Raw genomic sequence first — 21,862 nt, 5'->3', positions numbered from 1 at the left:
TGCCCTTAACCGAGCTTAGATTGCTGGTCAACAAAAATACTTCTAGCTGTCATTTATTGTTAACTGAAAATCGACCAAAAACCAAGCGTTTTTAGTCGATAATACAAATTTACCTAGAAGCACATTACGTACGATTAATAGCCAACTACTGCCGCATCAACAATACGAGGATCTGATGAGCCGTAAATACCTGTTGGGGTCAGCATAATAGATTGAGTAGAGCCCATAGCTTGTTGCGCACTAACTTTATGTCCCATCGACTGCAGCTTATTTATAGTATCGACATTAAGCGCTTTTTCGATACGAATTTCATCGGGTAGCCATTGGTCATGAATACGCGGGGCATGAGTGGCTTCAGCGATATTCATATCATGGTCGATGACATTAGAGATGATTTGAGTAACAGTAGTAATAATACGACTGCCACCAGGGCTACCGGTGACGATATAAGGTTTGCTGTCTTTGAATACTAAAGTAGGACTCATAGAAGACAAGGGACGCTTGCCAGCTTCAACGCTATTGGCCTCACCACCAATCAATCCATAAGCATTCGGCACCCCAGACTTGGCAGAGAAATCATCCATCTCGTTATTCAACAAAATCCCTGTACCTTCAGCGACTAAACCGGTGCCATAAGAGAAGTTAAGGGTATAAGTATTGGCTACCGCATTGCCGTCTTTATCAACGACAGAGAAATGGGTTGTCTGATCGCTCTCATAAGGGAGCGGATTATTGGCCTTAATAGTTGCTGCTGGCGTGGCTTTATTGGGATCGATTAACTGGCGTAACTTATCGGCATAAGGTCTAGCGGTAAGACCACTGCTAGGAACATCAATAAAGTCAGAATCGCCTAAATACTCTGAGCGATCGGCATAAGCTAACTGCATTGCTTCGGCCATTAAATGGATAGTTTGGGCACTATTTTGCCCATAGTCTTTTAGGGGATAACCCTCTAAAATATTTAAGATCTGCACGATGTGAATACCGCCAGAGGAGGGTGGTGGCATAGAGACAATATCATAACCGCGATAGTTGCCTGTGACCGGCTGGCGAGCGATGGCTTGATAATCTGCTAAGTCTTGCAAGCTCATGCTACCCCCTGCCTCATTGACTGCCTTGACGAGCTTACGGGCGGTATCGCCTTTATAAAAGCCATCATTGCCTTGTGCCGCAATGAGTTTGAGAGACTGAGCTAACTCCGGCTGACGCAAACGCTCACCGGGCTGATAAGGGCTACCATCAGGTTTAAAGAATATCTTGCTAGTGCTTGGCCACTTTTGCATCCGATCTTTTAGGGCCTCTAGAGATTCGGATAAGCCGGGGGTCACTTCAATACCATTGGCTGCCAAGGCAATCGCTGGTGCCATCACTTTTCCGCGGCTCATAGTGCCGTGATCCTCTAATGCTTTTAGTAGCCCAGCCACGGTTCCTGGGACACCTACTGCTAGTCCATGATAGCGGGACAAGTCGCTGACCGCATTACCGTCTTTATCCAAATACATATCACGGGTAGCACTACTAGGTGCTTTTTCACGGTAATCAAGCGCTATAGTTTTGCCCTGCTTGGCATCATAAATCATCATAAAGCCCCCACCGCCGATATTGCCAGCACGAGGCAGAGTTACCGCTAACGCAAAGCCTACGGCTACTGCAGCATCAACGGCATTACCGCCTTGTTTGAGTATCTGTAAGCCAATATCAGAGGCTAAGGCTTCTTGGCTGGCGACCATACCGTTCTTAGCCCAAAGCGGATGCTCGATAGCATCGTTTGAATAAATAGCTTGGTCCGCTTTAGCGGTAGCTGGTCTGGTGACAGGCATAGTCTTGAGGCTATTAGGAGCGGCACGTGTGACACGCTTAGTCTCGGACACTAACGTCGGAGCCTCAGTCATAATAGCTAGGTTAATAGCACTAGTATTTATAGCGCTGTTGTTTATAGTGCTATGGCTTGGCACAGCAGCATTAGCTGATACTGATATTAAAAAAGAGCTACTGATAACAAAAATAGCCGCTTTTATGGAGGCTAGATTCTGTTGAGACTGTAAGCTTGGTTTTTGCATCGCAAAGTCCTTTTTACGAGAGGGATAGGCAGGTCAATTTATCTGCTAGAGTTGTCCGTTATATATAACCAGCTTAACACTTCAAAAGCTAGTGGTTTAATAGTAATATTAATGAGTGAAAGCTTAGACTATAGTTTGTTATAAAATTTTATCCTGGTCGTCACCTTATTAATACTATCTGGAGATTATTATGAAAAAACTATTCGCAACCGCTATGGGTTTAGCCGTTATGTTTAGCGTAACCCAAGTACGAGCCGCCCCTTCAATTGAAGAATTCATACAAGAAGAAGCCCCAGCTTCTAGTTATTATAATTGTGCTTATAAGATGCAGATTGCCAATAAAAAGTGTCTAGTAACTTTAACTAATGTCAAGTCATCGATAGATAGTCGAGCGAAAAAGATTTTTGGTAGCCGCGCAGATTTAGAGCTGCTGACTATTAAGTGGCCAGATGGTGATGTTGGTCGCTATTTAGATATCGGCGGTGATGAGGTTTATAAGTTAATTAATCTAGGCGATAGTAGGAGCTATCATTACAAAACTGATAATAATGATGGGTTTAGTTTAAATTTTTATAACGGTCTAGTTATTCAAGACCAAAATAATAAAGAGCACATTCGCTTATGGTGAGTGACTCCTATGAGCTCATGGCAGTCAAAGCTAACACGGCCTAACAAAAAGCATTGTCTAGTAAAGATTATGCTTTTTTTATGGATAGAAGTTTATACATCAGACTATTTACCTCTATAAGCTCAATAATTGGCTGCGTTTATCCACCATGAAAACCCTAGTTCAGCTAGTTGCAATGCGGCTTGCCATGTTCCTTGCTGTACCACTGGTAATAGCAGTCAATATATAAGTATTTTTGTATTGCTTATTAATTACTAATATGTAATTTTATGTGTTATATATAGCAATATAGACGCTATTTTTATTAATTTTTACCAATGCCCAGCTCATTAGTGAGCATTGAATGTTCGACCTTATTAAGCAAAAATAGCAAGCAAAAACAGTAGTCAAAAACAGTAATCAAAAATAGCTATCAGCATGAATAAAGGGATTTTTATGTCATTGCCTACGCATTACCTCCAGCGTCGTTATAAGGGGCAGCTCAGGAAGTCAGCTGACCCTCATAATAAAAAACCTGCAGTAATAACCGCCGCCTATCTGTTAGTGTTCGGTAGCGCCGCTGTAGTGCTGTCAGGTTGTCAGACTAGCCCAACGCCATCGAAAAACGCTAGTCAAGCGATGATTGATTTTAATAAAGTCGATAGCGCACAAGGAAGCGCATTTAATGCTCAGCTGTTAGCCAATGATCAACGCTATCAGCAGTTATTTGATCAGACTAAATACCCTAATAGCGAATCCCAAGCCAAATCACGTTTGCTTAGCGCCATCCGCCAGCATCTAGCAGGCGAACAAGTGGCGGTAGCGCAAGCCCATTATCAGGTAGTACCTTTTACCAAAGCCGACAGCATCGATGCTGGATCTAGTAGTTTACTGCGAACCATGATCGAGCTTTATGCTTATAAAAACCAAAACTCAGCTGACTATAGTGATAGTGATAGTGATACTGATGCACAAGTCGCTGAGGCTAGGGCAGAGCTAGAGGCAGCGCAATCAAATAGCTGTAATGACAATAGTAACGATGACGCTTATGAAGTCTGTGTTGTAGACTCTGATATTGACTATGCAGCAGAGGCTTATACTGACGATGAAGCGGTAGAAGCAGCACAAGCAGCTGTCGCTGCTGCGGTAGCGGCAATAAATAGTGATGAAGCAGAGTCATACGATGCTGATGGTTTTAACCAATATGGCTATGACCAAGACGGTTACGATCGAGAGGGTTATGACCAAGATGGCTACAATACAGACGGTTATGATTATCAAGGTTATGACTACGATGGCTATGATGTAAATGGTTTTGACAATCGCGGCTTGGATGAGTACGGCTATGATAAAAACGGCGTTTATGGCGATAACTCAGACGAGGAGGACAGCAGTGCCAGCTCGTCAAGACTAGGGAGGCTAAATCCAAAGGGTCTGCTAAGAGATTATGAGGCGATGCAAAACCAGAAACAGCAAGCGGCTACGCAAGGTGGCGCTGCTGCGTACGATCCATTCGCTGGCATGATCGGCATAGCTTTAGGTATGTTGCAACGTACGCCAGAGCAAGTAGAGGCGATGAATGCATATCAGTATAAGCATTTAGCCTTCAATAGTGTTAGCCACTATCAGCCTAAGCAAAAACAGCTGCAAAGTGTTTATAGCTATGACTATAGCACCCCAACGCTTAGCTCCTCAGTGCAGATACCATTAGCGATCGATTTTAACAACAGCCGTATCACTATTGACCCCTCAGCTCTACTGCCTTTAGTAGCCTTAGTCAACCCTGAACATACGCCTTTGCCTGAACAGATGAGCAGCCATACTGTGAATTTTGGCTTACCGGAAACTATTACCTCACAGTTACCTTCTGCAGTGATTTATGATGCTGTGATCGCTGCTATACCAGATAGTATGGCTGAGTTGTCGGCCGAAAACTTCAGTGCGGTCGATATCCGTGACGATGCTTTTGCTAAAGAAGTCGGGGCTGAACGCGCCGTAAAAGTCTATTTCGGTAGTCAACAAAGCGGTGAGATGATCGGTAAGATGCTCAAATATGTCAGCCGCTCTTTAGCCCGCTATGTCGAGGCTAACCCTGATAAATATACTGATGATGCGGCGCTGAAAAAAGCCATTAATAAAATCCAACTCTATAATAAGGGCTACCAAAGCGCTGATGTTGGCGCCTTACTACAGCTGATAGAAGCTATAGGTCCTATCTCCTTTAATCAGGTCAACTATTACTATTTAGACCGGGCAGATCGACTATTGGCCAAACAGCAGACTATAAACATCGGCGGCGACTTGATGGGTGCACGCACTGCGGTCCTCAATCAAATTCGCTATGACCAAGCTAGCTTTAACCAACATGCCTTAACGCCATTATTAGCCCAGTCGTTTGGCCCCAACTCGCAACCAGCTATGGATGGTAATGCTTGGTTAACTAGCCAGCGCCAACGCACAGAGCAACTGAGACAAGCGCGCTATGCTCGCTATAGCTATGATGACGACAGTACCTATGAAACTACCCAAGACTATATAGACGCTGTTGATGCCGTAAAGACTGAAGATGCGGATATCTCTCTTGATAGTCAATGATTCTAACTAGCAAAGGTAGGGGCTACCTAATTAACGGCAGCTCCCCGTCATCTGTTACGTCTAACACTATGCTTTAAGGATAAAAAATGAACATAGCACCTGCATCTACTCTAGCTCGTTTGCAATCAATTAAAACCACTAGCCTAGTGCTAACAGGAGCATTAGTAAGCGCCGGCTTGTTATTGGCAGGGTGCCAGTCCACTGCTTTGAGCCAAGCTAATATAGCCACTAATAACACGCCCAGCGCTGCAAAAACGGCTCTAGCAACGGCGCTACAGCAGCAGCGTCGCCAGTCTTTTAGCTATCATAGCAATGTCGAAATAAGTAATGAGGCGCAATTTAGCGCTGGCAATACAACGCCAGCGGCTATACAACCCTTAGCGAAAACAGGCTATATCGATGACTACTGTGAGGATACTCATGACCAAGCTTATGCCGATCTATTAGTGCAAGCTGAAGCGCAGCAGTTAGATATTTCTACTAGCGCTTATGAATCTCAGCGCCAAGCGCTAAAGCAGAACTATTTAGCTTGTAATGAGGCTTATTTGGCTTGGGATGCCAATCAGTATCCTGAAGATGATAGCAGTTATGGCGATTATAGTGATGAAGGTGAAAGCACAGCCTATAGCATAGATAATCGTGACGCAGCAGTAGCGCTAAAAGCGGGTGCTAAGCTTAACAGCGAAACCTCTGGCGCGGCTGGCGCGACTATCGTTGAGACTAGCCGTATTAAGGGCGCTAAAAATCAAGTTACAAGCAGTAGCAGCACTATTGCTGCAGCTAGTGCTAGCCGAGGCGCAGTAGTATCGCCTTATTATCAGCAGCTGTTCGATAACTACGAGGATATGGCCTCAGTAACGGATAATAAAAAAGCGCAACTACTAGATGCCTATTTACTCAAACCGTTATCGATTAACGCTCAAGGCGTCTATCAGCCATTAGCTGGCAGATTCACTATGCTCGGCAGTGTGCAGTATCAAGGGCGCAATAATCAAACTAGTATGAATCAGCCGGTTTATATCGATTTTAAGGGCGGCAATATCTATCTTTGGGCTGATAATTTTGCGCTGTTTAATTCAGAGCTGTTGGATAATAAATTAGGCACTAAATGGCAGAACAAATGGTTGAAGTTAGCGCTGGACGATGGCAGTTTGCCCAAAGGTTTTGGCAGTGCGGTTATCAAAGCGCATCTCAAGGCTTTGGATAATAACTACGCCAATGCTGACGCTAGCCAGTTCGACTTTATAGCGCCGAATAGTTTGACGGCTTTATCCCCTAAATTATCTGCCCAGCAACTGACCCCGATGCTACAAAGCGCTCAAATTATTAGGCGCACCCGTAGTCTTGACAGCTATAAACAGTCTTATAGCGACTATGCCGAGAGCTTTTATCATGATATCACTCAACAGTATCCGCAACTAATCACCCCAAGCCAAGATGATGAGCTGAGTAATGCATCAGCAGAGGATCAGACCTTTACTAGTAAGGTGCTAGTTGAGCAGCTATTGGCACTGATGAAAAAAGCTAGCAATGAGCCAGAGCAACAACAGCCAGTGGAGTCAGAGACACTAGTAAGCTTGCCAATACAAGACCTGTATGGCCTCGATAATCGCGGTCAGTTGCAGTGGCATCATAACCGTAGCTATGCGCCAGTGGATAGTCAAGCTAAGCTTGGCAGTCAGATCAGCACTGACATTCTACAGCGCTATCTGCCATTAAGAGGCCAAGAGCCTATGTTTCCAAACTTGCCCGCTGATGCGCAGTTACCTAATGCTAGTAACAGCGTTGATATAAGACAATATAGTACTGAGCTTGCTGACTATTACCGTAACGGTGGCGGTACTACGATAGGGAAGATGCTATTTAGCGCCTTGCCAATGTATAAGAGTATCTATGCGACAAAAGCTGAGGGACTAAATGCTGAATAAAGCTTAGGAGCTATACAGGAGCAATAGAGGTAACAATGCTGATAGGAACACGGACAGGAAGAGGAACAGGAACAGGAACAGGAACAGCGGGGATGACACTGTCAACAGTAGCAGGCCCCCAAACTATTTAACAATAAGGGTGTAGCTTAAAGGCTTATCTTGCAGATCATAACTCTTGATAGCTTGTATTTTAAAGGCATTACGGTCGTAAAAGTCTATCTCTTGCGCGGCTCTTAATTCCAGCATGTCCATCATGGCATTGTAATTGCCACCAACCGGGTTACCGAACAACTTCTTGGCAATATAGCCTAAGTAAGATTTGTTATAACCTGATATTTCAAACTTAGTGTAGTAAGGGTCTATAGAGCGATCGATCAGCAAGTTATCGCTGATCGCAATGGTTGAGGGGCAGTTAAAGCAACCCGGAATAAACTGAATATTTTCAACATCGACTTGGCTAAGTAAGTCTTTGGTTGTATTGGTCTTACTGTTATAAGTGACATTTGACTTAGTTATATAACGACAACTTGCGCTATTGATGATCCTAATGGAGCGGATTTTGTTACCTTTAGTGACTTCAACATCCAGCTGGCAAGCACCAGCGCCAGCATTACTGTAGCCATTCCAATTTTGCTTCTTTAGACCCAGCTTATACTGACTATTTAAGACTTCTACATCTTTACCTAAAGAGCTGGGAGCAATAAAACTACTATAGTTTGCCGCATAGACAGGGACAGCTGCTACTGTGCTAGTGATGACTAGTAATACAATTTTTTTCATAATGCATGCTCAGTAGTAAAATTATTAGCGTCTCATTCATTAATGCTCGATAGGTTCTAATACTTAACGTGTCCTAACGCTCAACACACGCTAATATTGCTATAGAAATAAGCTGTGAAAAATAAGGGTTCAAAAGCAATAGCATAGCGTTAAAAAAAATTATAAAATTGTTGTAATCAACAGTTGTTGAGAGCATAATTTCGCTATTATATCTATGGTGAACGTATGTACACAATAACCTTTAATCCCAAAATAAGCCACTATAAGCACAATTGCAATAATAAAACAACCGCTGCTTGGCATTACTTGGTTCTCAGCATAGCCAGTGTTGGGGTCAGTATAAGTGCTCAGGCTATCACTCCTGAGCAGTATCAACAGCAACGCACTGAGGCCTTGAAGCAGCAGCAGTTGAGCACTCCTACTGTTACTATTGACACTCGGCCTTTTGAAGTTACCTCACCACTAGCCGCTACCAATGAGCAAAATACTGACTTAGCAGCTATGCCATGTTTTGATATTAATAATATCTATTTGATTGGTGAATTAAGCGAAAAATTCACTTTTGCATTAACCCCTTTTACGACAGGCAAGGCTTCTATAATAGGCAGTTGTCTGGCCTTAAATGATATCAATCAGCTAGTCACTAAGGTACAAAACCGTATCATTGAGCAGGGTTATGTCACTACTCGGGTGCTAATTGATAACCAAAATCTTAAATCCGGTAATCTATATCTGACAGTTATCCCTGGTCGTATTGATCAAATAACGCCGATAGATGTCAAAGCCAGTCGACTAATATATATCGATAATAGCGGTAATCCTGCTAACTTTGCTCCAGCTATGCCGATGCAATCTGGCGATCTATTAAACGTGCGGGATATTGAACAGGCGCTGGAGAACTTTAAGCGGGTACCGACTGCCGATGCTGATTTTTCTATTAGTCCTAGCAGCCGTATAAGTACACCGGGCTATAGTGATATTCAAGTCAAATGGCAACAAAATAAGCGCTGGCGCTTATCTGCAACTGTCGATGACTCCGGTCAAGAGAGCACTGGCATCTATCAAGGTAACGTTACTTTGTCACTAGACAACCCAACTTGGCACAACGACTTGTTATATCTGTCTTATAACCATGATCTTGATGGTGGGAACGACAAGAATGATGGTAGTTGGGGTTATAACGTCGGATATGTATTACCCATTGATAATACTCAACTGACGCTCACACACAGCGGTTATAACTATGATCAGACGGTTGCCGGTGCCAATCAAGATTATGTCTACAGCGGTGAGTCTTATAACACGGAAGCATTAGTCAGCCAGCTAGTACACCGTGACAGTCACAGTAAGACTTATCTAAAAGCGGGCGGCTTCGCCAAGCAACAAAACAACTATATTGATGATACCGAAGTTGAAGTACAACGCCGCCGTACTGCAGGCTATAAGCTGGGGGTAGGTTATGAAACTAGTATTGGAAAGAGCCAATGGCTTGGCGATATTATCTATCAGCGTGGTACAGGAGCCTTCGATGCGATAGATCCCCCTGAAGCCTTGTTTAATGAAGGTAGTGCTCGTGCTGGGATTGTGAAAGTCGATGTCGATATGAGTCGTCCGCTGACTATTGGTAAGCAGGCTTTACGATACCAAACTACCTTAAAGGGGCAGTATGCTACAGAGGCGTTAGTTCCCAGTGAACGCTTTGTCATTGGGGGTCGTTATAGTGTGCGCGGTTTCGATGGTGGGCGCAGCTTGAGTGGTGATCATGGCGCACTGATCCGCCAAGAGCTAAGTGCTTATCTAGGCAACACACCCCATGCGGTCTATGCCGGTATCGATGCCGGGTATGTAAAGTTGGACAATACAGCACAAGATGATCTACTGCTAGGCAATCATTTAGTCGGCGGGGTAGTAGGCGTTAAAGGTTATGTCACTCCACTGCGCACTAGTTACGACTTGTTCGCCGGCTATCCATTAGCTCAGCCAGATAACTTCAGTGATAAAGACTGGGTCACGGGCTTTAGCTTGGGCTGGCAGTATTAAGTCTGTTCTATAAGCGTCACTATATAAACCACAGTTAATTTTAAAAATATTTATTTTGCAAAAAACATATCCAAGGACATCTTTATGAATAAGCAATGCTATCGAGTAGTATTTAACAAGGCCCGTGGCATGCTCATGGTGGTGTCCGAAGCCGCTAGATCGCAAGGTAAAACCAGTAATGCAAGCGAGGGTGGCAGCGATATCAGTCAAGTGGCTGGTGCTTCGCAGATTAACGGTCAAAGGTCTGGACAGCTCAATGCTTCTGGTAATGCAGGCAGCTATCAAGGTGGCAAATTAGACACTCTACGCTCACAGGTACTGTTGTCATTAGGTCTTGCCACTATCGTAGCAACAAGCGTCAGCCTCTCCGCTCATGCCGATAGCACTACTATAGTCGCTGATCGCAATGCGGCGGCCAATCAACAAGCGACAATACTGAATACCTCAAACGGTAAAACTCAAGTCAACATTCAATCGCCAAGCGCCGCTGGGGTATCGCGTAACGTTTTTAGCAAATTCGATGTTGGCGCTGATGGCGCTATTTTGAATAACAGTCGCGTCAATGCACAAACCCAGCTCGCCGGTTGGGTCGAGGGCAATCCTTATTTAGCACGCGGTGAGGCTCGGGTTATCCTTAATGAGGTCAATTCAAGCGATCCTAGCCGCTTGAGCGGGTTTACGGAGATTGCTGGTGGCCGTGCTGAGCTGATTATCGCTAACCCCGCTGGTATCACTTGCGCCGGTTGCGGCTTTATCAATGCCTCGCGTACTACTTTGACTACCGGTGAGGCGCTGATGGATCAAGGCCGCTTGATGGGCTTTGATATCAGTAAGGGTGCGGTTCGGGTTGAAGGTGAGGGCTTAAATACTAGCGGTGCTGACTACACCCAGATCCTCGCCAAAACCACGGAGATTAATGCGGCAGTCTATGCTAAGAGTTTAGATGTCATCACTGGTAGCAATCGAGTCAGCTATGAGACCGATGCGGCAGATACGGTTATTACTCCTAATAGTGCTGCAAGCAATCAAGCGACAGGCGTGGCGCTCGACGTTTCAGCGTTGGGAGCGATGTACGCCGGCAAGATCCGTCTGATCGGCACTGACAAAGGTATGGGGGTCACCAATGCAGGGAGCATCATCGCCTCCAATGTTGGCGGCTTGCAGCTCGATAGCAACGGTAATCTCGTTAATTCAGGTATGCTATCCTCAAAAGAAGAATTGAATGTCAAAAAAACAGGTAGCATCAATAATTCAGGCACCATCAGCAGCAGTCAAAAGACCATAACTTTAGACAGTCAAGACCTAACTAACTCAGGTCTTATTAGTAGCTTTGACAAAACTGAAGCGATCAATCAGCAACGTATTGAAAACTCTGGCACTATTAGTAGTGGACAGCTTAATATAAAGACTGCCACTTTAGATAATACGGGTCTTATTGAGCAAACAGGTACGGGTAAGCTAGCAGTACAAAGCCAAAAGCTCATTAATCAAAATCAGGCGATCATTGGGCAAGCGCTTTATGAAAATCAACCTATCGCGACGACGCCAAGTGTCAATACAGCGCCTAGTACGGCTAATACGGGCACACAAACCCAAGTTGTAGATAATACTGCAAACCCATCACCTAACCCTGATGTGCCCGCAACCTCTCCTATACTCACTCCTGTAACCGCTAATGGCTCAATCACAGCCACTACTATTAACAACACAACGAGCAATGCGCGAATCACTGCTACTGGTGTGGTGAATGTACAAGCAAATGATATTAGTAATTTAAACAAATCGAGCATAGCCGTCGATACGCTCATTACTGATAACCAGCAATTAAATAATCGTTTGAACAATGATAACAGCCGCATACAAGTGAGTAACGCTGACTGGAATTTAGCGAAACTTGACAATAGACAAGGTCAGATAATCAGTCAACAAGGTTTTAATATAGCCAGTCAGCAAGGGATTGATAACACAGCGGGTATTTTAGCGAGTCAAAAAAATATTACGCTTATCACGCAAGCTAATATCAATAATACTCAAGGTCTAATGCAAGGTCTAACGGTTACGACTAAAGCTAATCAGCTGGACAACACCCAAGGCAAAATTTATGCAGAGGATACGCTTGGTGTGACGCTAAGCGGTAAGCTGGATAACACCCAAGGCCTTATAAGTGCTAAGCAAGATGTCGATATTGATAGTCAATCGCTCATCTCACAGAACAAGGCACTAGTTCGTAGCGCTAAAGCGATAGATATAAAGGTTAAAGATCGAGTAGATAATTTAGACAACTCAACTATAGCTGCGGGTACTACACTCTTTATTCAAGCAAAAGACACCGTGCAAGATGCGACCTCTAAAATGATTGCTGGTATGAGTGAGGATGGCACTTTATCAGCTGATGAATATGATCTGAACATTACCAGTCAAAATAAACAAAGCAATCAAGGTCAGACGATTGCTACTGGTAGCTTAACACTAGTAGGTAGTGAGTTAGATTTAAGCAAAGCCACCTTGCAAGCTAAAAATATTCAACTCAATGCAAATACTGAGAACCTTGATCTAAGCTATGGCAAAGTCTTTGCCGATGATAAAATATCATTAGGTGCTGCTAAACGCATTAATTCAAGCTATAGCGAAGTATCTGCCAATCAGATCGATGGCTTGGCATCGAGTATTGATAATACCCAAGGTAGTCTGTACGCCAATTCAACAATTAGCCTCAAACAAGAAAATCCAAACGGCGCGCTCACTAATAATTCGGGCACCATCCGTAGCAAAGGCTTATTAGATATTGGCTTTGATACTGTAGAGAACGTCGGTAAAAACTCATTATTATTATCTGATAAAGCGATAAATATTACCGCGCAGCAAATTAGCAATAGCGATCAGCTGGAGGGTAAAAACTTCACAGGTGGCATACAAGCGCCAAGTATTACTATCAATGCTAAAACCTTAAATAATAACCAAGGGTACATCAGTGGTACTACTAATAATTTATCACTCTCACAAGACCTGCAAAATACCAAAGGGTATATCTACGGTAAAGACGCATTAACTATAGGTACTGATGCGCAAACCTTAGCACTGTCTAACGCAGAAGGTGAGCTTAAAAGCGATAAAGACATAACGCTAATCGCTGATAAATTTAGCAATGCTCAAGGCTCTGTTATCAGTCAAGGCGATGCAAGCATCACACTCAAGCAAGATTATACGCATCAAGCAGGCGATAATCTGCAAGTTAATAATCAGCTCTCTATTAAAACACTTGGTAGATTTAATAACCAAGCTGAGCTCAAAGCAGGTAATAAACTTACTCTACAAGCGAATAATATCACTAACGATAGTACTGGCACGATTGTAAGCGATAGCGTAGCGCTTAGAGCGACTGAGACTTTGCATAATAAAGGCCTAATCAATGCCAATGATTTGAATTTGCAGGCCAATTATCTTGATAATGACAGTGCTAAGATTTATGGTACAACCGTATTAATCAAAGCAAATACCGTAAATAACCAAGGGTCTCGCTCTAACCCTAAAGGCGCTATTATGGCCTCAAGAGGCAATATGGTGATCATTGCTGATACGATCAATAACCAAAGTGGCACTGTTACCAATAGTAAGGCACAAGATAATGCATGGATACTTAGTAATCAAAATCTAACCATTGGTGGCGCTATCGATGACAAGGGCGTGGTTACGGCTAATGCCAAAGAAGTTAACAATCTAAGTGGTCGTATCGAATCGTTTGGTGATATGTCAATCACTGCTGATAAATTGATCAATAAAAACCTATCGTTTAAGACTGAGATCCAAGACGTTGCAGGCAGTGAGAACCAAAAGACATTTATCATACCTAAAGCCACTGACAACAAAATACCTTTAGATAAATTAAAATGGGAGTCTTGGAGCCGTGCAGGTCAATATAGATATGCTGAGGACGATGATAATATTATTGAAGAGGGTCAGCTGGGTCAGTCGCCAATACCTAGTGCAACTACCTGTGATGATGGGCCTACTAGCGTCTGCACCTTAAATTATAAGAATAGTGATCCTGTTTGGGCGTACTTTGAGCTGACCCCGCCCAATAGAGAAGCGCCACCTGAGCCTACCCTTACTAAGCCTACGCCGCCTACAGGTCAAGAGAGCTGTAGTGATCCTGCCAGTGCAGCTTGCAGTGCGTACAATAGTGCGCTTGAGCAATATAAGCAGCAGCAAAAAGAGTATGATACTGCCTTGCAAGCTTATGGTGCTGAGCTTAACAGTTGGGAGGAGCAAGATAGTGAAAAGTATGAAGCACTAGATAATGCGGTACGCGCTTATAACGAAGGTTATGGACGTGTTGAGATTAGAGCTTGGACAAAAATTATAGTTAATGAGCGTCAAAGACAAAGCGTAGTGCTAGACTCAGCCCCAGCGCAGATCATTGCTGGTGGTAATATGACGCTGGATGCTGATTATGTCCTCAATGACAAAAGCCAAATTCTAGCAGGGGGTCGTATTGACTTTGATGAAAGTAACAGTACCCTTGAGCAGCTAGATGGTGAAGGCAAACTATTAGTTATTCAAAATGGTACTAGTCAGTTTAGTGAGTCACGGTGGCGCGGCGGGTTTAAGCGCTATCATCAACGTGATAATGATGACTCAATAGCCTTTACTGACTCTCAAGAGAGCACTATTAAGCTACCAGTAGCGCGATTTAAGGAGTTTGCTGATCTATCCCCATCCGTACAAGATACGATTGCCGTTGATAATCAAATCGATGGTAATAGCTCAGCAGTATCAGCTCTACAAGGCGGAGCTGCTCCCACCAACAATAGCTCAATTACGGTAGCTGTCTCCCCATCAGGCGATGAGATTCGAAGTGTCGATGGTGCGACAAGTCTGCCCAATAACAGCCTCTACACTATCGATGCCGATAGTACCAATAGCTACTTAGTAGAGACGGATCCTGCCTTTGCTAACTATAAAAACTGGCTAACCTCAGACTATATGCTACAGCGCCTAAAGCTTGACCCTAACATTACCCAAAAGCGTTTGGGGGATGGCTACTACGAGCAGCAGTATATCCGCGACCAGATCATGATGCTCACAGGTCGCTACTACTTAGGTGACTATAGTAATCAGGACGAGCAGTATAAAGGGCTTATGGATGCGGGCATCAGTGTTGCTCAAACGCTAAATATACGTCCAGGTATCGCCCTCACAGCAAGCCAAGTGGCTAATCTAACTAGTGACATCGTCTGGCTTGAGCAGCAACAAGTCACGCTTGCCGATGGTAGCACACAGACAGTGCTTGCCCCCAAAGTCTACGTACGAGCTAAGCAAGGTGCGATCAGAGGTGATGGTAGCTTTATTGCCGCAGCCCAAGTCAATATTAATCTCAAGGAAGACCTCAACAATCAAGGACTTATTGACGGTTATAAAACCCTTAACGTAAACGCTAATAACGTCAACAACACCAATGGCGGTCGCTTAAGTGGTGCTGATGCTAGGATTAACGCTGACGATAAAATTAGCAACACCGGCGCTACTATTTATGCTGATAATACGCTAGGGTTAAAAGCCAATACCATCACCAATGCCAGTAGTACCTATAGCACCAGCAATCAGCTTGGCGCAAGTAGTGCCACGCGCACAGGCATTGACCAAGTGGGATCAATTGGCGTAGGCGATGGCCTCAAAGGACAAGTGAATGAGGATGGCAATCCCTTAACCACCTTATCTATCGCCGCCAAGAATGATGTTGTCTTTGCCGCAGGGGTCGCCAGTAACAAGAGCGGCAACACCCAAATCATCTCCGAGAAAGGCGACGTCAAATTCAATGCGATCAATACAGGCAATGAGGTTCGTGCCATTGGTGATGGCAATAACTACTACACTGATGGTCAGACCCAAGATAACGGTAGTAATGTTACTAGCTTTGGCAACTTAACCGTAGCAGGTAACAACGTCACAGGCGTTGCCACTACCCTAAACAGTCAAACAGGCACTACCAGTATCGTTGCCGACAATGACGTCACCTTCACAGAGGGACGCGCCACCACAGACTTCTCAACCGCCAGTAAAATGAGCAGCAGTGGCTTCTTAAGTAAAAGAACCAGCCAAGAGCGCTTTAACAGTGAAAGCGATACCGCCATCAGTAGCAACATTGAGGGTGATAAAGTATTTATCCAAGCAGGACAAAACATCAGCCTCACAGGCACTAACGCCCTCAGTGATCGTGGTACTCAGCTTATTGCGACTAAGGGTGATGTCAGCATCTTAGCCGCCCAGAACACCTCAAGTAAAACTAATATCTCGCAAGAGAAAAAGTCAGGCATGTTTAGCACAGGTGGCGCCAGTATCACCATTGGTCGCCAGCAAACCGATGAAAGTAACACCAGCACCTCCTTGACCCATACTGCCAGCAATGTTGGCGCAATCGACGGCAACGTCATCATCACGGCAGGCGGTAAATACCAGCAAACAGGTAGTAACTTGATTGCTGGTATGGGCGCTGATAGCGACAAAGACATCAATTCCACGGAGCGTGGCAACACTATTGTCCGCGCCAAACAGATCAACATCGATAACGCCCTAGATGTCTACACCAATCAAAGTGAGCAGACGTTTAAACAAAGCGGTCTAACGGTGTCGGTTTCCAACAGCCTGATTGACAGTGCTAAGAGCATTGACGCCCTAGTCGATGCTGGTGGCAATACCCAAAGCGTACGTATGAAAGGTATGGCAGGCGCTGCTGGGTTATTAAAGGTAAAAGCCTTAGCTGCCGAGGCCAATAGTGCGGGGTACGATCTACTCGATGGCAATCTCAAAGGCGTGGGCAACACCCGTATCCAAGCCACTATAGGCACTCAAAAGAGTCAATCAAACAGCTCAAGCTACACTGAGGTCAACCACGCCTCAAACATCACTACCAATAACCTAGCCCTTATTGCAACCGGCGGTGGCACCGATAGCAACATCAACATCAATGGCAGTAATCTTAACGTCACCAATGACGCGCTGTTCCAAGCGGATAACAACTTAAATATTAACGCCGTGGCACAAAACAGCAATACTCGTAGTGATAACTCAAGCTCAAGTGCGGCTATTGGGGGCTATGCATCAACAGGTAGCGGTGTCGGTATCACCGCCAGTGCCAGCAGGGGCAAAGGCTATGCCAACAGCGACTCAGTCACTTATGCCGATAGCCAAGTCAACGTCGGTGGCACCACCACCTTTGATATTGGTAACGATCTCAACGGTAAAGGCGTGGTCTTTAACACGGATAAAGTCCAAGGCGTTATCGGCGGCAATGTGACCTTAGAGAGTCCACAAGATACTTACGAGTACGACAGCAATCAGAAGAGCGCAGGCTTTAACCTTGATGTTGACCTCATGGGTAACGGTAAAGGCTCCAGCCTCTCTGTCAATGGTGCTAAGACTAATATCAATGCGAATTCTAAAATTGTCGGGCAACAAACAGGCCTCTTCGCCAATGAAGCCGATCTAATCGTTGAAGGCAAAGGTAACTTCAAAGGCGCCGTCTTCACCACATCAGAGGAAGCACAAGCCAATGGCAAGAGTAACATCGTCTTTAAACAAGGCGTCACCTCAACCGATATCGTAAACACCACAAGCTATGACGGCGATGCGATCTCTGCTGGTTTAAGTATTGGTAAGATCAAAGATAAACCACAAGCCACCATGAATGGTATTGGCTACGGCACAGACGGTGATAGCGACAGCAGTATCACCAAAGGGGGCGTCAGTGGTTATAACGACGAGCAAGGTATTTTCACTACAGACAATAGCCAAGCACTTGCGGGTAAGCTTGAGAGTGTGTTTGATGCCACTCGTGTCACTGAGGAGCTGCAAGCGCAGAATCAGATTACTAAGGAGTTCGGTAAGGAAGCGCCTAAAGCGGTGGCTGACTTCTCAGAAAGTCGTATTCAAGCCATTAAAGCTGATAATACTCTTAGTATTGATGAAAAGTTGGAAGCTATTAAAAAATGGGATGAAGGTGGTGTTTATAGAGTCGCTGCTCACACAGCGCTTGGCGCATTGGGTACTGGTAGTGTTGAAGGTGCCTTAACCACAGGTGGCGTTGCTGCTGCTGCACCGACGCTTAATAATATCCAAGAGAAAATAGCGAAAGCACTTGTAGATAAAGGCATGAGCGAAAGTATCGCTAGTGGCACAGCAAGTGGTTTGGTTAGTTTGACGCTATTAGGTGCTAGCAGTGCGGCAGGACTAGATACCTCAAGTACGGTGACGGCGACTAATGTGGATGCGAATAATAGAAAGTTGCATACATCAGAAATACAAGTTTTGAATTCAGTTGCGAAGAAACTAGCTGAATCAGAAGGAGGAACTGAGGAATACTGGAACACTATACTATATGCAGTTACATTATCTCATTTAGATAGCAAGGGTGCTGCAATTCTAGACAGATTTGAAAATGAATTGGGCTTTTCAATATCAGGTATTCAAAGTGCAGAGAAACGTATAGTTAAAGGAGATATAATTACTGCTGAGAATGCTTATAATAAGCTAAAGGCTCAGTATGCCAAAACAGTACTACCGAAGGATAAGTATAGTAGTTCAAAACAAAAATCTGATATTGTTATGTTCAATAGTAGTGGGTATTATAATGATAATTACATCTATTATAGTATCGATAGTGGTAAAGATGGTATTGGCAAAACTCCAACTTATAAAGCTAACCAAGATGGTTTGCAGAGTTTAGAAAAATTAGAAAACTATTTGAGCCCTGTTGTTAAGGGAGAGATACTAGCCGCTCCTGCGAGTCTTGCTTCTTCTGCGGTATTACGTGCTAATATGATTTCTAAAGGTTTAGCATTAAGGCATGGTGAAGAAGCACATCATATTGTAGCTGGAAACGTAAGAGCATTTGCTCCAGCAAGAAAGCGTTTAGCTGAATTAGGAATTGATATAAATGCTCCTAGCAATGGTGTAGCACTTTCAGGCTCGCGAAAAACAGGCATGACTAAAAATGGTTTTCAATGGGGGGCAACACCTGATATGTTTGCTTTAAACCACAGAGCTTCTGGACTACATAGTAAAAAAATGGCTGATTACGTTGTTGACGAGCTAAGAACAGTTACTACCAAGGCCGAGGCTGAAAATGTTCTTAAGAATGTAGCCTTAGCTATTAAAGATGGTTCTATTAAAAGAAAGGCAGGACTATGACAAATTATTATATTCTGAAGGCAGATTTAGATGATCATTTTCATAACTTTGAAGTAGATTATGATTCCAAAGAACTAGATCACTATTTTAATGCTAATAAATTTTTCAGTCCAGATTTTTCTTCAGATGGTTGGAAAACTGTTGAACTTCATGAATTTAAAGAATATGAAGAGTATCTACCAGTAGAAGATGGTAAAGTAATAAGGCCCTCATTATGGCCAAATATTATGCATGTATGGGGCGCACCTACTTTTGTATTTTCTCAAGCCCTGAAAAATGATCTTTCAGGAATATTGGGTAACTGTGGCTATTTTTTAGAAGCTGAATATCATGGTGAACCATGGTATTTTTATTATTGTAATGTTCATTTAAGTAATGCATTAGATTTAAAACTATCAGAATACGATGTTTTTGAAGATGGTAGAATCATGTCACTACATACTGCTGTCTTAGTGAGAGACGTCATTAAAAATACTGATATATTTCGGGCTTCTGAATATACTAATCGCTTGTTTGTTTCAGATAGGGTCAAAGCAATAATAGATAAACACTTTGTAGGAAATGTTTTTAAATTAGTAGAAATCGTTTAACTTAAATAATGAATATAATCATATCTTTATCAATATAATGATTTCAGACTATTAAAAAAATTTCTGCCAACTAAGCTACTATACATAAATGTGTGTAGTAGCTTTTTATTTTAAAATTCAGACACCACCGCTTGTCATAGCAATCAAAAGAACATAGGCTTTACCGCTGATATCGCTCTAGAGGGTGCAGGCTCAAGTCTATCGCTTAATGGCGGCAAGACCAATATCAATGCCAACTATAAAGCCGTGGGTCAGCAGTCGGGTATCTTTAAAGGAGATGGCGGCTTTGATCTAGAAGTCGGTGGTAAAACTACTTTAATTGGTGGGGCGATTACCACCACTGACAAAGCCCTAGAATTGGGTCTAAACAAATATGTCAGCAAAGGCGGCATTACTACCCAAGATATAGAGAACACCAGTAGCTATGACGGAGATGCTATTCAAGTTGGCATCAGTCTTGGTATGACAGATAACAAGCCTCAAGGCAATACTAACGGTTTAGGTTATGGCACGGATGGGGATAGTGATAGTAGTACCACTCGTGCAGGTATCACAGGTATCGCGGGTAACAGTGGTATCACTACTGACAATCGAGAGGAGTATGCAGGAGCGCTTGAGAATGGGTTTGATGAAACCCGAGTTAATGAGGAGCTCGAGGCGCAGGTAGAGATCACCCAAGCCTTTGATCAGGAGCGGCGTAAGATTAAGACGGAGCTTAATAAGAAGGAGCAGGGTTTAAGAGAAGAGGCTGAAGAACAAGATCAGTTAGGAAATACAGTTGATAGAGATAATTTGCTACTGCAAGCAGATAAAGTTCAAAAACAAGGGTTACTGTTTGACGCTGTCTCTGGCGCTATTTACGGACCGAATAGTAATGGTGTCACAGGCTATGTTGCTAAAGCTGTCAGTCCAGCAGTATCGTTCAAGGTTGGACAGTATTATAAAGGGCTAGAAGCTGATCAAACGGATGGACTGACCAATGGACAGCAAGCGGGTCATATTCTAGCCCATGCTTTACTAGGAGCAGCTGTTAGCTACGCTACTGGCAATGATGCTTTAACGGGTGGTTTGTCAGCCAGTGCAGGTGAAGCCACCGCACCGCTATTATCTAATCTACTTTATCAGAAAAAATCAAGTGAACTATCTGCTGAACAAAAGGATGTTATTAGTAGCATTACTAGCTTAGTTGGTTTAACTGTAGGTGCGACTACAGGAAATGTCACAGATGCTGTAAATGCGGCTGAGACTAGCAAGGTTGCAGTTGAGGAAAATGCTTTAAATAAACTTCAAGATCAATGCTTGAATTGGACGAGGTGTATTGATGAATTTAGAGGGCAGGGAGCAACGTATCGCCCTACGGTGATGAGTAACGGCCAATGGCAATTAGTTGAGGTAGTAAATAAACAGGGAGATACTATTGGATACACTGCTTATAACAAGTTAACCAAAAAAACTGATTTTATAGTTCGTAAGAATGAAATTCAGGACTTTATGAACGCGATACCTATCCTTATCGCAAATATTGTAAATATGGGCAACCTCACGGAAGGTAATCCTAAAGCATTAAATCAAATGCAGATGTCAGTAATGGAAGGTAGTTTCTCTGGTTATCTAAAAGGTTGGCAAGACGGAATTCAAGATCCATATTTTGTTGCTTTCGTTGGTAGCGGTTTCATTGGTTCTGGTGCTGGGTCTATCGCCTCAAGACAAATTAGTCAAGCAGAAATACAACAAATGGCTCGAATGTCAGGAATGTTGAGGAATGTATCTAAAAATAAAGGTAACGTAGGTATGGGTACAGCAACGCGAGCAGAAGCTGAAGCTATGGGTAAAGCCTGGGTAGGATCAGGTTATCGAGTTAGTAAAAGTGATGCAAATGTCTTTGTAAGTAGTGATGGCATGAGAGTTTATAGAGCACCAACTACAAAAAGACCTTCTCAATATAACACAACTGGTGTACAAGCTAATTTTGAACAGATTGAAATAATTTATGACAGAAGTAAAGTGCCTATAGGTGCTAAGCCAACTGAGAAAAGATCTGTTATCGTAAACGCACATTTGAATATTAAGGACTAA

General features: G+C 43.5%; 9 protein-coding genes. 7 read left to right on the top strand and 2 right to left on the bottom strand.

The features are described from left to right. Window positions 1-134: 134 nt before the first annotated feature. Entirely contained in the window at window positions 135-2,060 is a 1,926-nt protein-coding gene (gene ggt / locus KPY62_RS01730; RefSeq protein WP_216580549.1) for a gamma-glutamyltransferase, read from the bottom strand. A gap of 190 nt (window positions 2,061-2,250) precedes the next feature. Between ggt and KPY62_RS01725 the strand changes: the two genes are divergently transcribed. From KPY62_RS01725 to KPY62_RS01715, 3 genes are all read left to right on the top strand, one after another. Continuing rightward, complete coding sequence (locus KPY62_RS01725; protein WP_216580548.1) at window positions 2,251-2,688, top strand: hypothetical protein; 438 nt, start codon at window positions 2,251-2,253, stop codon at window positions 2,686-2,688. A gap of 435 nt (window positions 2,689-3,123) precedes the next feature. Beyond that, a complete protein-coding gene (locus KPY62_RS01720) occupies window positions 3,124-5,262 on the top strand; it encodes a hypothetical protein (protein WP_216580547.1) in 2,139 nt (712 codons plus the stop codon). 86 nt (window positions 5,263-5,348) lie between these two features. Further along, the gene (locus KPY62_RS01715; protein WP_216580546.1) at window positions 5,349-7,190 is read left to right on the top strand and encodes a hypothetical protein; all 1,842 of its coding nucleotides are present in this window, start codon (window positions 5,349-5,351) and stop codon (window positions 7,188-7,190) included. Between the two features lie 123 nt (window positions 7,191-7,313). On the opposite strand, the gene KPY62_RS01710 is transcribed toward KPY62_RS01715, so the two are convergent. Next, window positions 7,314-7,970 (bottom strand): hypothetical protein, encoded by a 657-nt coding sequence (locus tag KPY62_RS01710; RefSeq protein WP_216580545.1) that lies wholly within the window; start codon window positions 7,968-7,970, stop codon window positions 7,314-7,316. A 225-nt stretch (window positions 7,971-8,195) separates the two neighbouring features. Here KPY62_RS01710 and KPY62_RS01705 point away from each other — a divergent pair, with 225 nt between their 5' ends. From KPY62_RS01705 to KPY62_RS01690, 4 genes are all read left to right on the top strand, one after another. Further along, window positions 8,196-10,010 carry a ShlB/FhaC/HecB family hemolysin secretion/activation protein gene (locus tag KPY62_RS01705; protein ID WP_216580544.1) on the top strand — a complete coding sequence of 605 codons (1,815 nt, stop codon included), beginning with the start codon at window positions 8,196-8,198 and terminating at the stop codon, window positions 10,008-10,010. Window positions 10,011-10,094: 84 nt separating this feature from the next. After that, complete coding sequence (locus KPY62_RS01700) at window positions 10,095-19,196, top strand: hemagglutinin repeat-containing protein (RefSeq protein WP_216580543.1); 9,102 nt, start codon at window positions 10,095-10,097, stop codon at window positions 19,194-19,196. Continuing rightward, entirely contained in the window at window positions 19,193-19,786 is a 594-nt protein-coding gene (locus tag KPY62_RS01695) for an imm11 family protein (RefSeq protein WP_216580542.1), read from the top strand. Before KPY62_RS01700 ends, KPY62_RS01695 begins: the two co-directional genes overlap by 4 nt. Before the next feature lie 246 nt (window positions 19,787-20,032). Then, complete coding sequence (locus KPY62_RS01690; RefSeq protein WP_216580541.1) at window positions 20,033-21,862, top strand: VENN motif pre-toxin domain-containing protein; 1,830 nt, start codon at window positions 20,033-20,035, stop codon at window positions 21,860-21,862.

Origin of the sequence: Psychrobacter sp. TAE2020 (assembly GCF_018919485.1) — a bacterium.
Classification (GTDB): Bacteria; Pseudomonadota; Gammaproteobacteria; order Pseudomonadales; family Moraxellaceae; genus Psychrobacter.
This window is presented reverse-complemented; position numbering and strand designations above follow the sequence as displayed.

What these genes read in the sequence shown, in the direction of transcription:
- ggt (WP_216580549.1), bottom strand. Translation starts at nt 2,060, where the DNA reads ATGCAAAAACCAAGCTTACAGTCTCAACAGAATCTAGCCTCCATAAAA.
- KPY62_RS01725 (WP_216580548.1), top strand. Translation starts at nt 2,251, where the DNA reads ATGAAAAAACTATTCGCAACCGCTATGGGTTTAGCCGTTATGTTTAGC.
- KPY62_RS01720 (WP_216580547.1), top strand. Translation starts at nt 3,124, where the DNA reads ATGTCATTGCCTACGCATTACCTCCAGCGTCGTTATAAGGGGCAGCTC.
- KPY62_RS01715 (WP_216580546.1), top strand. Translation starts at nt 5,349, where the DNA reads ATGAACATAGCACCTGCATCTACTCTAGCTCGTTTGCAATCAATTAAA.
- KPY62_RS01710 (WP_216580545.1), bottom strand. Translation starts at nt 7,970, where the DNA reads ATGAAAAAAATTGTATTACTAGTCATCACTAGCACAGTAGCAGCTGTC.
- KPY62_RS01705 (WP_216580544.1), top strand. Translation starts at nt 8,196, where the DNA reads ATGTACACAATAACCTTTAATCCCAAAATAAGCCACTATAAGCACAAT.
- KPY62_RS01700 (WP_216580543.1), top strand. Translation starts at nt 10,095, where the DNA reads ATGAATAAGCAATGCTATCGAGTAGTATTTAACAAGGCCCGTGGCATG.
- KPY62_RS01695 (WP_216580542.1), top strand. Translation starts at nt 19,193, where the DNA reads ATGACAAATTATTATATTCTGAAGGCAGATTTAGATGATCATTTTCAT.